At 70.6% G+C, this 12,876-nt stretch carries 11 protein-coding genes, 2 tRNA genes and 1 riboswitch; of the genes, 8 read left to right on the forward strand and 5 right to left on the reverse strand.

What is annotated here, in order from left to right; all coding sequences use genetic code 11:
* Window positions 1–44 precede the first annotated feature (44 nt).
* Window positions 45–1,568: an amino acid permease gene (locus BT364_RS31235; RefSeq protein WP_072488589.1), complete on the forward strand. Its 1,524-nt coding sequence runs from the start codon at window positions 45–47 to the stop codon at window positions 1,566–1,568.
* Between the two features lie 91 nt (window positions 1,569–1,659).
* Window positions 1,660–1,732, forward strand: a tRNA-Lys gene (locus BT364_RS31240).
* A 143-nt stretch (window positions 1,733–1,875) separates the two neighbouring features.
* Here BT364_RS31240 and BT364_RS31245 read toward each other — a convergent pair.
* The 3 genes from BT364_RS31245 to BT364_RS31255 form a co-directional block, all read right to left on the reverse strand.
* Window positions 1,876–2,424: a GlcG/HbpS family heme-binding protein gene (locus BT364_RS31245; RefSeq protein ID WP_072488590.1), complete on the reverse strand. Its 549-nt coding sequence runs from the start codon at window positions 2,422–2,424 to the stop codon at window positions 1,876–1,878.
* A 218-nt stretch (window positions 2,425–2,642) separates the two neighbouring features.
* Window positions 2,643–4,031 carry an FAD-binding oxidoreductase gene (locus BT364_RS31250; protein WP_072488591.1) on the reverse strand — a complete coding sequence of 463 codons (1,389 nt, stop codon included), beginning with the start codon at window positions 4,029–4,031 and terminating at the stop codon, window positions 2,643–2,645.
* A 163-nt stretch (window positions 4,032–4,194) separates the two neighbouring features.
* Window positions 4,195–4,614 carry an SHOCT domain-containing protein gene (locus BT364_RS31255; RefSeq protein WP_072488592.1) on the reverse strand — a complete coding sequence of 140 codons (420 nt, stop codon included), beginning with the start codon at window positions 4,612–4,614 and terminating at the stop codon, window positions 4,195–4,197.
* 161 nt (window positions 4,615–4,775) lie between these two features.
* Here BT364_RS31255 and BT364_RS31260 point away from each other — a divergent pair, with 161 nt between their 5' ends.
* The 6 genes from BT364_RS31260 (at window position 4,776) to BT364_RS31285 (ending at window position 10,420) form a co-directional block, all read left to right on the forward strand.
* Entirely contained in the window at window positions 4,776–4,997 is a 222-nt protein-coding gene (locus BT364_RS31260) for a hypothetical protein (protein ID WP_256260295.1), read from the forward strand.
* A 52-nt stretch (window positions 4,998–5,049) separates the two neighbouring features.
* On the forward strand, window positions 5,050–6,261 hold the full coding sequence (locus BT364_RS31265) for an SPFH domain-containing protein (protein WP_072488593.1): 1,212 nt from the start codon (window positions 5,050–5,052) through the stop codon (window positions 6,259–6,261).
* Window positions 6,262–6,337: 76 nt separating this feature from the next.
* Window positions 6,338–6,411: transfer RNA gene (locus BT364_RS31270), tRNA-Met, on the forward strand.
* Window positions 6,412–6,588: 177 nt separating this feature from the next.
* Window positions 6,589–7,767 (forward strand): PP2C family protein-serine/threonine phosphatase, encoded by a 1,179-nt coding sequence (locus BT364_RS31275; protein WP_072488594.1) that lies wholly within the window; start codon window positions 6,589–6,591, stop codon window positions 7,765–7,767.
* Window positions 7,768–8,038: 271 nt separating this feature from the next.
* A riboswitch (cyclic di-AMP (ydaO/yuaA leader) is annotated at window positions 8,039–8,191 on the forward strand.
* 11 nt (window positions 8,192–8,202) lie between these two features.
* On the forward strand, window positions 8,203–9,312 hold the full coding sequence (locus BT364_RS31280) for a M23 family metallopeptidase (RefSeq protein WP_072488595.1): 1,110 nt from the start codon (window positions 8,203–8,205) through the stop codon (window positions 9,310–9,312).
* A gap of 163 nt (window positions 9,313–9,475) precedes the next feature.
* Window positions 9,476–10,420 carry an aldo/keto reductase gene (locus tag BT364_RS31285; RefSeq protein ID WP_072488596.1) on the forward strand — a complete coding sequence of 315 codons (945 nt, stop codon included), beginning with the start codon at window positions 9,476–9,478 and terminating at the stop codon, window positions 10,418–10,420.
* A gap of 9 nt (window positions 10,421–10,429) precedes the next feature.
* Here BT364_RS31285 and BT364_RS31290 read toward each other — a convergent pair whose 3' ends face one another.
* Window positions 10,430–11,932, reverse strand: coding sequence for a PrsW family intramembrane metalloprotease (locus tag BT364_RS31290; protein WP_072488611.1), 1,503 nt, complete (start codon window positions 11,930–11,932; stop codon window positions 10,430–10,432).
* 85 nt (window positions 11,933–12,017) lie between these two features.
* Window positions 12,018–12,872: a tRNA (guanosine(46)-N7)-methyltransferase TrmB gene (gene trmB / locus BT364_RS31295; RefSeq protein ID WP_072488597.1), complete on the reverse strand. Its 855-nt coding sequence runs from the start codon at window positions 12,870–12,872 to the stop codon at window positions 12,018–12,020.
* Between the last annotated feature and the right edge of the window lie 4 nt (window positions 12,873–12,876).

Genomic DNA, 12,876 nt, shown 5'->3' on the forward strand with positions numbered 1-12,876 from the left:
CGGCGACCGCATGTGTGCCACGGCGCGCGGGAATTGCTGGGTCCATGACAATCGACACGGGCGAGGACCGACCACCACCATCGGGCATCTCCGACGAGGAGCGCCTGGCGCAGCTCGGGTACACGCAGACGCTGGCCCGGCGCATGTCCGCGTTCTCCAACTACGCCGTCTCGTTCACGATCATCTCGGTGCTCTCCGGCTGCCTCACGCTCTATCTCTTCGGCATGAACACCGGCGGCCCCGCCGTCATCACCTGGGGCTGGGTCGTCGTCGGCCTGATGACGCTGTTCGTCGGCCTGGCGATGGCCGAGATCTGTTCGGCGTACCCGACCTCCGCCGGCCTCTACTTCTGGGCCCACCGGCTGGCCCCGCCGCGTTCGGCCGCGGCCTGGGCCTGGTTCACGGGCTGGTTCAACGTCCTCGGCCAGGTCGCCGTCACCGCCGGGATCGACTTCGGGGCGGCGTCCTTCCTGGGCGCGTATCTGAATCTCCAGTTCGGCTTCGGGGTCACCCCCACCCGTACGATCCTGCTCTTCGCCGCGATCCTGCTGCTGCACGGCCTGCTGAACACCTTCGGGGTGCGGATCGTCGCGATCCTGAACAGTGTGAGCGTCTGGTGGCACGTCGTCGGCGTCGCCGTCATCGTCGGCGCCCTGACCTTCGTACCGGACTCGCACCGGTCGGCGTCGTTCGTCTTCACCGAGTTCGTGAACAACACCGGCTGGGGCAGCGGCTTCTACGTCGTGATGATCGGGCTGCTGATGGCCCAGTACACCTTCACCGGCTACGACGCCTCCGCCCATATGACGGAGGAGACCCACGACGCGGCGACGGCCGGCCCGAAGGGCATCGTCCGGTCGATCTGGACTTCCTGGATCGCGGGCTTCGTCCTGCTCCTCGGCTTCACCTTCGCCATCCACTCGTACGACGGAGCGCTGAACTCGCCGACCGGCGCCCCGCCCGCCCAGATCCTCCTGGACGCCCTCGGCGCCACCACCGGCAAGCTCCTGCTGCTGATCGTGATCGGCGCCCAGCTCTTCTGCGGCATGGCGTCCGTGACCGCCAACAGCCGCATGATCTACGCCTTCTCGCGGGACGGGGCCCTGCCCTTCTCGCGCGCCTGGCACACGGTCAGCCCGCGCACCCGCACCCCCGTCGCCGCGGTCTGGCTGGCCGCCGCCGGCGCCCTCGCGCTGGGCCTGCCGTACCTGATCAACGTCACGGCGTACGCGGCGGTGACCTCGATCGCGGTGATCGGGCTCTACATCGCCTACGTCGTCCCCACGCTGCTCCGGCTGCTCCGGGGCGGCGACTTCACCCCGGGCCCCTGGCACCTGGGCCGCTGGTCCCGGCCGGTCGGCATCGTGGCGGTGGCCTGGGTCGTGATCATCACGGCGCTCTTCATGCTGCCGCAGGTCTCGCCGGTCACCTGGGAGACGTTCAACTACGCGCCCGTCGCGGTGCTGGTGGTCCTGGGCTTCGCGGCGACATGGTGGCTGGCGTCGGCGAGACACTGGTTCCTCAAACCGGATCACAAGGGCACGATCGCCCCGGACGAATCCCTCTGACGGACCGGGAATTCACCGTACCGGGGCCCGGTAACCGATACCCGATCGGCGACCGGGCCCCGGCGGGCTATGCTCAGGGGTGATTCGCCGAGGGCCGTTAGCTCAATTGGCAGAGCAGCGGACTTTTAATCCGTTGGTTGTGGGTTCGAGTCCCACACGGCCTACGCCTGGCGAGGGCGGAGTCCGCCTCCGCGACCCGCACGACAACGCCCCGACCGGTTCTGCCCGGTCGGGGCGTTCGTCGTTTGCGGGAGAGACCGGCGGCACCCGTACGGGGGAGGCGGGTGCCGCCGGTCTCCTGGGGGTGTTACCGGCCGAGGGAGGCCACACCGGCCTGGGCGAACTTCTCGTCGAGGTCGCCGCTCGGGGCGCCGGCCACGCCGATGCCCGCGATCGGGGCGCCCTTGGCGGTGACGGGGGCGCCGCCCGCGAGGAAGAGGGTGCCAGGGATGTCCTTCAGGGTGGGGGCGTTCGTCAGGCGCTTGGCCAGCTCGGAGGTGGGGGCGTTCCAGGAGACGGCGGTGTACGCCTTCTTCACGGCCGACTCGTAGGCCTGCGGGCCGGAGCCGTCGCCGCGCAGAGTGACGATGGTGTTGCCGTTGCGGTCGACGACAGCGACGGAGACGCGCTGGTTCTCCTTCTTCGCGGCGTCGAGGGTCGCCTGGGCGGCCTTGGTCGCGGCGGCCACGGTCAGGTGGGTGGTCTGCTGGAGGTTGCGGTTCGCGGCGTCGGCCTCGACGGCGGTGGGGGCGGCGGTCGGGGTGGAGGCGCTGGCGGAGGCGACTTGGAACGTGCCGACGGCGGCGGCGGCGACGGCACCGGTCAGGACACGGGCGCGCAGCGACAGCTTCTTCATGGTGAACGACTTCTCGGGTTCGGCCAGGGGCTCGGCAGGTTCGGGAAGCTCTGCGTTTCCCGCTCTGCATCCATCCTCGGGCCGGATCCGGTCCGCACCGGTCGGCCTGCGGGCTCCGTTCCCGGCCCTCGACGGCCGACGGCCGGGTCAGCCGATCGGATGATGCGGACGCCTTTCCCCGGGGGGTTCTTTCTGCGGACTCGCCCTGTACGAGCCGGTCAGGCGGCCGGCTCGATGTTCTGGTTGGCGTGGAAGAAGTTGTGCGGGTCGTAGGTCCGCTTGACGGCCGCGAGGCGGTCGTAGTGGTCGCGGTAGGTGGCGCGCACCCGGTCCGGGGTCTCGCCCGCGCCGATGAAGTTCACGTACGTACCGCCCATGGAGTGCGGGTGCAGCTCCTCCCAGTAGTCGACGCACCACTGCCTGAGCTTCTCGGCGTTGTCCGGGTCCGGGTCGACGCCCGCGATGACACCGGACCAGACCGCGTCCCGGTAGGCCCAGGCCGTGTCGTCCGGACCCAGCCGGTGGGCGGCCGCGTCGACCGGGTACAGGTGCATGATCGACAGGGCGGTGGGGAGGTTCTCGGCGTACTTCGCGTGTACGTCGACGGCGTCGTCGGTGATCCGGTCGAAGAGGTTGCCGCGCCAGTACCACTGGAGACCGGTGGGGAGCAGTTCGTCGAACATGGACTGCAGGGCGGTGTAGGGCATCGGAGCCGTGAAGTGGAAGGCGGGCGGGCCGGGGTCCTCGACGGGCTTGAGGGTGGCTTCGAGGAGCTCGGGGTCGCCCGTCCAGCACCACACCACACCGCACATCTTCTGACCGTGGATCTCCTCCGGGAACGGCGGACCGGGCGGCACGGTGAGCGCGGCGAAGAAGCCGTTCAGGTCCTCGGGGGCCTGTGGCAGGAAGTCGCGGTACCAGCGCAGTACGTCCTTGATCCGGTCGACCGGCCAGACGGTGATGGCGACGCCCACGGTGTCCACCGGGTGCAGCCGGAAGGTGAAGGAGGTGACGACGCCGAAGTTGCCACCGCCGCCGCGCAGCGCCCAGAACAGGTCGGGGTGGCTGGTGCCGTCGGCCGTCACCGCGGTGCCGTCCGCCAGGACCACGTCCGCGGCCAGCAGATTGTCGATGGTCAGGCCGTACCTGCGGGTGAGGTAGCCGTGGCCGCCGCCCAGGGTGAGGCCGCCGACACCGGTGGACGACAGGATTCCGGAGGGCGTGGCCAGCCGGAACGCGTGGGCGGCGTGGTCGAGGTCGCCGAGGGTGGCGCCGCCCCCGACCGTGGCGGTCCGCGCGCCGGGGTCGATGTGCGCCCAGCGCATCGGCGAGAGGTCGATGGTGACTCCGTCGTCCACCAGACACAGGCCCGCACCGCTGTGCCCGCCGCCGCGGACCGCGAGCGCGAGACCCTCGTCCCGGACGAAATCCACCGCCGCCATGACGTCCGCCGTGTCGGTGCAGCGCACCACTGCCGCCGGACGTCTGTCGATCATGGCGTTGTAGACCGTGCGGGCCCGGCGGTACTCCGGGTCCTGCGGGCCGATGACGGGACCGCGCAGCGCCGTCCGCATCGCGTCCAGGTCCTCGAGCGTGGTGCCGTTCATGACCGGGCCATCTCCTCGCGCTCCGAGATGGGGGCCGCACCCCCTCGGCCTCCCGCCGTGGCTGATGTCTCAAGCCTCCTCGGGGTCCTGGCGCCCTGCCAGTTCGCCGGACCGGGCGGAGAGCGGGATGCATGCCGCGCGGGGACCGTGCCGTACGGGAGGGTCAGACCAGGAGCTTCGTCTTCGCCCGCTGGTACTCCTCGTCCGTGATGGCGCCCCGGTCCCTGAGCTCGGCGAGCTTCGCCAGGTCGTCGACGTGGCTGCCCTTCTTCGTGGCGTCGCCGCCGCCCGCGTCGGAGGTGCCGGCGGCCTCCCGTACGTACGCCTTGAAGGCCGCGTCGCGTTCCTGGGCCTCCTTGATGTCCCGCTTGCTCATGGACTTGCCGCGCACGATCACGTACACGAACACGCCGATGAACGGCAGCAGCAGCGTCAGGACCAGCCAGCCGGCCTTGCCCCAGCCGCCGAGGTCGTGGCTGCGGAAGATGTCCGTGATGACCTTGAACAGCAGGAACAGCCACATGACCCAGAGGAAGAACCAGAGCATGGTCCAGAAGAGGTCGAGCAACGAGTAGTCGTCCACGGATCGCTCCTCGGTCGGCGCGAGTTCATCGCGGCTGCGGGTACCGGGTAAATCAGTCATATCACCACATATGGGCTCTCGCTTGTCGTCGTTCCGGGATGTTATGAGCCCTTCTGCGATGGTTGGCGCGGAGTACCGTGGAAACGTCGAGGCGGTGGTGCATGCACAGGGCAGATGAGTCCGCCCGCAGCCCGGTCGGGGCGATCGGCCGTGTGACCGTGCCGATTCCGTCCGATGGGCCGGGCGAAGTACTGGTGGCCGTGCGGGGTGGGTCCGAGGCCTACACCGCATGGTCGGCGACGTCGATCGACAGGGACGTGCGCGTCGTTGTCGTCGACTCGGTCTCGGCGCGCGGCGTGATCGTGGAACGCCTGCCGTCCTGAGCCGAAGCAGCGACGTACTCACGGAAGCTGGACATACGGCAGGAGTCTTGCGATGTTCTTCTGGCACGTTCCCGCCCCCAACGAGGCGATGCTCATATCCGGTTCCAAGGGGCAGACCCTGGACACCCAGTTCCGGATCGTCACCGGGCACGGCAGTTTCGTGCTCCCGGTGAAGCAGAAGGCACGGATGCTCTCCCTGGCACTGCGCGAGGCGGAGATCACCGAGGACTGCGTGACGCAGCAGGGCATCCGCCTCAACGTCCGGGCCGTGGCCGTCTTCAAGGTCGGTGACGACGCCGTGTCCATCGCCAACGCGGCCCGCCGTTTCCTGACCGAGCAGGACCAGATGGAGGAGCTCGTCGGGCGGATCTTCGCCGGGCACCTGCGTTCCATCGTCGGCGGGCTGACCGTGGAGCAGATCATCCGCGAGCGCAACCGGGTCTCCCAGGAGGTCATCGCGGGCAGCCACGGCGAGATGGAGAAGCTCGGCATCGTCGTGGACGCCCTCCAGATCCAGGAGATCGACGACGCCACCGGCTACATCAAGAACCTCGCGGCCCCGCACGCCGCCGCGGTCGCCAGCCAGGCCCGGATCGCCGAGGCCAAGGCCGACCAGGAGGCCAGCCAGCGCGAGCAGCAGGCCGCCGCGCTCAAGGCGGAGTACGAACGCGACACGGCGATCAAGCGGGCCGGCTTCCTCGCCGAGACCGAGCAGTACAACGCCCGCGCCGCCCAGGCCGGGCCGCTCGCCCAGGCCAGGGCCTCGCACGAGGTCATCGAGGAGCAGACCGCGCTGGCCGAGCGGCAGGCCGCGCTTGCCGCCCAACGGCTGAAGGCGGAGGTCGGGCGCCCGGCGGACGCCGAGGCCTACCGGCAGCGCACCCTGGCGGAGGCGGCCCGTGACCGGGTGAAGTTCGAGGCCGACGGCAACGCGTACACGGAGCGGACCCTCGCCCAGGCCCAGGCCGACGCCAACAGTGCGCGCGCCGCCTCGCTGCGTGACGGCAACCAGGAGCTCATCGCGGCCAACCGCATCGTGGAGAACCTGCCCGCCCTGGCCGACGCGGCCGCCCGGGGCATGTCCGGCGCCGACCTCACCGTCCTCAACGGCACCAACGGTGTCAACGAGATGGCGGCGGGCGTCGTCGGCCAGGGGCTGGCGATCCTCCACGCGCTGCAGCGCGGCGCGAACCCGATGAAGCCGCCGGCGGTCGACGGGAAGGCCGCTTCCACGCCCCGTATCTCCGAGACGAATCCGTCCTGAACCGGCCGGGGTGAAGGCCGGGCGAATCCGAGTGGTCAAAAGAGCGCTGGAGATGCCGTAGAGTTGTGTTCACCGACGCGGGGTGGAGCAGCTCGGTAGCTCGCTGGGCTCATAACCCAGAGGTCGCAGGTTCAAATCCTGTCCCCGCTACTGAAGAAGTCAGGCCCGGCACGCATATCGCGTGCCGGGCCTGACTTGTTTCGCTCCGCACCGCCCGCGTCCCCCCGATGGCCGAGGCGGAGTCGCCGCCCCGGTCCGCTCCGGTGAGCCTGGGAGCGGGGCGCGGTACCGTCCGCAGCCGCGCGCGTACCGGGCAGGAGACCACAGGTGTGGAAGCGGGAGAAGCGTCGCGGCCGACGCGCCGGGGGCGGTACCCGGGAGTTCGTGCGCGCGCTGCCCGCCCTGATGATTCTCGGCGGGCTGGTTTTCGACGCCCTCACCCCGGACACCTTCACCGCCATTCCGTTGTTCGTGGCCGCTCCGCTGATCGCCGCCCCGTTCTTCTCGCTGGCCAGCACCATCCGCACCGCTGTCGCCTCGATGCTGGCCGTCATCGCGCTGCGGCTGTCCAGCAGTACGTTGCCGGAAGTCGTGCCGTTGATCGAACTGCTCACCCTGGCCACCGTCTCGGTCCTCGCGGTGGTGATCAACGGGGTCGTACGGCGCAGCAATGAACAGCTGGCCTCCGCGCGGTTCATCGCGGAGACGGCCATGCGCGCGGTGCTGCCGAAGCCGGCCGACCGGATCGGCGGACTGCAGGTCGCGGCGCGGTACGAGGCGGCGCAGGCGGACGAGTTCGTCGGCGGTGACCTGTTCGCCGTGTCGGACACCCCGTGGGGAGTGCGGCTGGTGGTCGGGGACGTGCGGGGGAAGGGGCTCGAAGCGGTGGAGACGGTGGCGGTGGTCATCGGGGCGTTCCGCGAAGCGGCCGAGCAGGAGTCCTCGCTGGAGGGGGTGGCGGGGCGGCTGGAGCGTGCACTGGCCCGGGAGGAGGCGCGGCGGGGCGGGCTCGACGTGCTCGAAGGCTTCATCACCGCCGTGCTGGCCGAGATCCCGTCCGGGATGTCCCGGGTGCGGATCGTCAACCGCGGCCATCCCGAGCCGATCCTGCTGCACCCGGACGGGGTGCTGGAGGTGCTGAAGCCCTCCGTGCCGGCGCTGCCGCTCGGAATGGCCCTGGGGGCATGGCCGGAGCGGACGGACGAGTGGGATCTGCCGGCCGGGACGACCCTGCTCCTCTACACGGACGGGCTCTCCGAGGCGCGGAACGCCGAGGGGGTGTTCTACGACCCGGCGGCCCGGCTGCGCGGGCGGATCTTCCCGGGGCCCGAGGAGTTGCTGTCCGCGCTGACCGATGACGTACGCCTGCACACGGGCGGCGAGACGACCGACGACATGGCGTTGCTCGCGGTCGTACGCCCCGCACAGGGGCAGCCGGACCGGCGCAGGACCGTGCGGATCGTCGGCGCGGAGACGGCATCGGGCACGATGTCGGGCGCGACGTGAGGGACGGCGCACGAAGACGGCGCGAGGAACGGAATACGCGATGCCACCGTGTGTAATCGAAAGGCGCCGCTCCGCATAACATTTGACGCAACGTCAGAAACGGGGTAGTGGCTGAAGGGTGGTCAACTCGTCCGGTTGCACCCGCTTGTGTCCCGTAAAGTCCAGGCCAAAGACGTGAACGATCAGTGGGAACAGCTTGGAATACGGCCCCGGTGTCTATTAACGTTCGATAACGCAGCGCGGTCGTCCCAGCCGTCGTCAGTGGCGGCACCGTGCGCGAGCGCCGAATTCCGCAAGGGAACCGGGGAACCACCTACATGGGGTGAATCGGACACCTGTGTCTCGTGAGAGACGGAGGGGCCCGTAGGAGACCTTCCTGCTCCGAACCCGTCAGCTAACCCGGTAGGCGAGAAGGAAGGAAAGGAGTGCGCCCCCGTGGCGTCCAACAAGCCTGCCCCCGAGGCCCCGTCCCGGTTCCATCCCGACTACGGCACCGGCTACGGCGCCGAGTTCACCGGCGAGTTCGGCGGCGACCTCCGCACCGACGGCAACAACGGCGAACCGGAACGCGGTTGGGACGAGTGGAACCCCACCGAGGAATCGGTCCGCCCGGTGCGCGGCAGGCACCGCGTCGCCAAGCAGCGCAACGGACTCGCCCGCAGCTCCACGGTGCTGGGCGTCGGCGTCATGGCGGCGGTCGGCGCGGGCGGTATGGCCACCGCGCAGGGCAAGCCCCCAGTCTCCATCTCCGTGCCCGACGCCATCACGGACAACCTCCCCGACGCCAAGTCACTTCCCGGCGTGGGCTCCCTGTTCTCCGACGGGTCCCAGGCGGACAAGGCCGAGATCGCGGCCGCCAGCGCCCCGCTCACCACCGCCGGCATCACCACCGCCGAGGTCGAGCAGGGCACGACGGACGCGGGCGAGGTGCTCCGCGCCCGTATCCTCCAGCAGGCCGAGCAGCAGCAGGACGCCGCCGACGCCGAGGCCAGGGCGGCCCAGGAGAAGGAAGCCGCGGAGAAGGCCGCCGCCGAGGCCAAGAAGCAGCAGGACAAGGCCGAGGCCAAGGTCGCCGCCGAGAAGAAGAAGGCGGAGGAGGAGGCCAAGAAGAAGGCGGAGGCCCTGCGGCTCGCCAAGCTCGCCGCCAGCTACGCCATCCCGACCTCCTCGTACACGATCACCTCGACCTTCGGTCAGGCCGGCTCGATGTGGTCCTCCGGCCATCACACCGGCCTCGACTTCGCGGCTCCGACCGGCACCCCGATCAAGGCCATTCACGGCGGCACGGTCAAGTCGGCCGGCTGGTCCGGTTCGTACGGCTACCGCACGGTGCTGGAGCTCGACAACGGCACGGAATTGTGGTTCTGCCACCAGTCCTCGATCGGCGTCAGCGTCGGCCAGAAGGTCACCACCGGCGAGACGATCGGCCGGGTCGGCGCGACCGGCAACGTGACCGGCCCGCACCTCCACCTGGAGGTCCACACCGCCGACGGCACGGGCATCGACCCGATGGCCTGGCTCCGCGGCAAGGGCCTCAACCCCTGAGGCGACGCCCGCCCCGATGAACCCCGGCAGCCCTGACGCTCCCCCCCGACGTCAGGGCTGCCGGTCTGCTGAGAGGGCACGGAGAGCGAGCGACCGTGGCAGCGGACCCACCGGAATGCCGGAATCCGGAATAGCGGACGCACCGGAATTCGTTGATCCACTCATGACTTCTCTTCGCAGGCTGGGCTCCTCCGACCTCCAGGTATTCCCGCTCGCCCTGGGCGGCAACGTCTTCGGCTGGACCGCCGACGAGGCGCAGTCGTTCGCCGTACTGGACGCCTACACCGTGGCCGGAGGCAACTTCATCGACACCGCCGACGGCTACTCCGCCTGGGTATCGGGCAACGAGGGCGGGGAGTCGGAGACGGTCATCGGCAAGTGGCTCGCCTCCCGCTCCGGCCGCGACGCCGTCGTCGTCGCCACCAAGGTCTCCACCCACCCCGCGTACAGGGGGCTCGCGCCCGCCAACATCAAGGCCGCGGCCGAGGCCTCGCTGCGCCGGCTCGGCACGGACCACATCGACCTCTACTACACGCACTTCGACGACGAGACCGTCCCGGTCGAGGACATCATCACCGCCCTCGACCAGCTGGTGAAGGAGGGCAAGGTCCGGGAGATCGCCGCCTCCAACATCAGCCCCGAGCGGCTCCAGGCCTCCCTGGACTTCTCGGAGCGCGAGGGGCTGGCCCGCTACGTCGCCCTGCAGCCGCACTACAACCTGGTCTCCCGCGACACGTACGAGGGCGAACTCCAGGACACGGCGGCCCGCGCCGGGCTCGCCGCCGTGCCGTACTTCGCCCTGGCCTCCGGCTTTCTCACCGGCAAGTACCGTCCGGGCGTCATGGTGGAGAGCGCGCGGGCCGAGCGCGTCAGCGAGTACCGGGAATCGGAGCGGGGACAGAAGGTCCTGGCCGCCCTGGACAAGGTCGCCCAGGAGCACGACGCGCAGATCGCGACCGTCGCCCTGGCCTGGCTCGCCTCCCGGCCGACCGTGGCCGCCCCGATCGCCTCGGCCCGCACGGTCGAGCAGCTGCCCGCGCTGGTGGCCGTCGCGGACCTCTCGCTGACGGAGCAGCAACTGGCCGAGCTCACCGAGGCATCCGCCTGACGAGAGGGCCTACTGCGGTGGCTGCTGCCGTGGCAGCAGGTACGGGTTGTAGCCGGGGCTGCTGTAGCTGTTGCGGCAGCCGCCGTACTGCGGGTGCGGCGGTGGGGCCGTCCACGGGGGCGGCGGGTACGCGGGGCGCAGACGGCCCGTTGCCTGGGCCGCGTAGGCCAGGGCGGGGGAGGCCACCTCTCTGCGTTGCCAGAGGTGGTGCAGCAGCTCCAGCTCGCGGTCGGCGAAGTCCGGGCCGGCCGTACCGCGGCGGGCCTGCAGACGCAACGAGGCCAGTGAGGTTGCGAACGACTCGTACTCGGCGACGGCCTGCGCGGCCGCCTTCCCGTAGGCCTTCGCCGCGGCCTTCGCCTGGGCGGAGGGAGCGGGGGTGGGGCCGTACGGGCTCTGCCAGGTTCCCCGGGCCTCGACGGCGTAGCGTCGGCGGGCCGCGTCGCGGGCCAGGCTGCGGGCCCGCATCGAGGAGAGGGCGAGCGGCTCCGCCGGGGTCAGCCAGCCGGCCGCCGCGTAAGCGGGCAGCTCGGCGGAGAGCGTACGCAGCTCCCGCACGCGCGACCAGATCGCCAGCCAGGTCACCAGGCCGAAGACCGGGACCATGAACACCCCGTACACGGCGTAGAAGCCGTAGGGGCTGAAGACCGCCGAACCGTTCCACAGCGAATGCATGCCCATGGCGAGGACCAGCCCGAGCAGCGGCAGTGCGATCCGGCGGATGCGCCGGCGTCGTGGAGCGGCCGCGGCGAGCCCGAATGCTATGCCGGTCAGCACCGTGAAGAGCGGGTGCGCGAACGGCGACATCACCGCCCGTACGAAGAACGTCGCGGCCGTCACCGACACGACGCCCGAGGTGCCGATCTGCTGATCCTCGCCGAAGGCGTTGCCGAGGTAGAGGATGTTCTCGGTGAAGGCGAAGCCGCTCGCGGTGATCCCGGCGATCACGACGCCGTCGACGATCCCGGTGAACTCCCGTCTTCGGAAAAGGAAGATCAGCAGGACCGCGGCGGCCTTGGCGCTCTCCTCGACGACCGGCGCTATGACCGTGGCACCGAGGGTGTCGGCGTTCGACGGGTCGGCGGTGGCCGTGGCTATCCAGCGGGTGGCGAACGAATTCGCGAGGATCGCGACCAGGGCGGCGGCGAACGCACCCCAGGCGAAGGCGAACAGCACATTCCGCCAGGGGCCCGGATCGACCCGGTCCAGCCAGCGGAACGCCGCCATCAGGAGCGGCACGGGCAGTACGGCGAGACCGAGGCCCACGAGGAAGCCCTGCGTGCCCGTCTGGTCACGGACCAGGGCCAGGATCGCCAGACCGCAGAGCGCGAGCACCGTGAACACGGCCGCGACGCGGAACGTCCGGCTGCGCCACACCATGCCGACGCGGCGCGGCCGGTAGCGCCAGTGCCTGCGCTCCGGCACGGCAGCCAGAATCTCGCCGACCCGCTGCTCCTCGAGAAGCGGGACGGCCGGCTGCGACTGCCGCTGCTGGACAGACCCGTCGGACACCACGCAATGACCCTAACCAGCGGCACTGACACCTGACCATGGGGCGCCCGCGCCCGGCCACGGTCACCCGGGCCGCGCCCGCGTCTCAGCTGCGGGCGAAGAGCAGGTCGTGCACGACATGGCCCTTGTCCAGGCCCTGCCCCTCGAACCGGGTCAGCGGCCGGAACGCGGGACGGGGCGCGTAGCCGCCGTCCGCCACGGTGTTCTCGAAGAGGGGGTGCGCGCTCAGCACCTCCAGCATCTGCTCGGCGTACGGCTCCCAGTCGGTCGCGCAGTGGATCACCGCGCCCGGCTTCAGCCGCTGTGCCACCAGGTCGAGGAACTCCGGCTGGATCAGCCGCCGCTTGTGATGGCGCTTCTTGGGCCACGGGTCGGGGAAGTACACCCGCAGCCCGTCCAGCGAGTCCGGCTTCAGCATCTCGCGCAGCAGGATGATCGCGTCGCCGTTGGCCACCCGGACGTTGGACAGGCCGTTGCGGTCGGCGAGGCCGAGCAGATTGCCCTGGCCGGGGGTGTGCACATCGACGGCGAGGATGCCCGTGCCCGGGTCGGCGGCGGCCATCTGCGCGGTGGCCTCGCCCATCCCGAAGCCGATCTCCAGCACGACCGGGAGCCCGTCGAACAGCTCGGGCAGATCGAGGACGCGCTGTCCGTCGATGTCCAGGCCCCACTTCGGCCAGAGCCGCAGCAGGGCGTCCTCCTGGCCGGGCGTGACACGGCTGCGGCGCGGCTGGAAGCTGCGGATGCGGCGCTCGTGGTGCGAACCGGCCGGGTCGATGGCGGGCCCGCCCGGGAAGCGCGGCTCCTGGCGCAGCCGGCGCTGCCGCTCGAAGGAGGCGGCGCGCAGATCGTCCGGAATCCCGGCGGCGGACGGATTCCCGGCAGCGGGCGAGGAGAGGTTCTCGGAGGACTTCCCGGAGAGACTCTCGGAGGGGTTCATGGGC

The organism is Streptomyces atratus, assembly GCF_900119365.1.
GTDB classification, from domain to species: Bacteria; Actinomycetota; Actinomycetes; order Streptomycetales; family Streptomycetaceae; genus Streptomyces; species Streptomyces atratus_B.

Excerpts from the sequence above, each read along its gene's own strand:
- BT364_RS31285 (WP_072488596.1), top strand. The coding sequence starts at position 9,476 with ATGACTTCTCTTCGCAGGCTGGGCTCCTCCGACCTCCAGGTATTCCCG.
- BT364_RS31260 (WP_256260295.1), top strand. The coding sequence starts at position 4,776 with ATGCACAGGGCAGATGAGTCCGCCCGCAGCCCGGTCGGGGCGATCGGC.
- BT364_RS31250 (WP_072488591.1), bottom strand. The coding sequence starts at position 4,031 with ATGAACGGCACCACGCTCGAGGACCTGGACGCGATGCGGACGGCGCTG.
- BT364_RS31235 (WP_072488589.1), top strand. The coding sequence starts at position 45 with ATGACAATCGACACGGGCGAGGACCGACCACCACCATCGGGCATCTCC.
- BT364_RS31265 (WP_072488593.1), top strand. The coding sequence starts at position 5,050 with ATGTTCTTCTGGCACGTTCCCGCCCCCAACGAGGCGATGCTCATATCC.
- BT364_RS31245 (WP_072488590.1), bottom strand. The coding sequence starts at position 2,424 with ATGAAGAAGCTGTCGCTGCGCGCCCGTGTCCTGACCGGTGCCGTCGCC.
- trmB (WP_072488597.1), bottom strand. The coding sequence starts at position 12,872 with ATGAACCCCTCCGAGAGTCTCTCCGGGAAGTCCTCCGAGAACCTCTCC.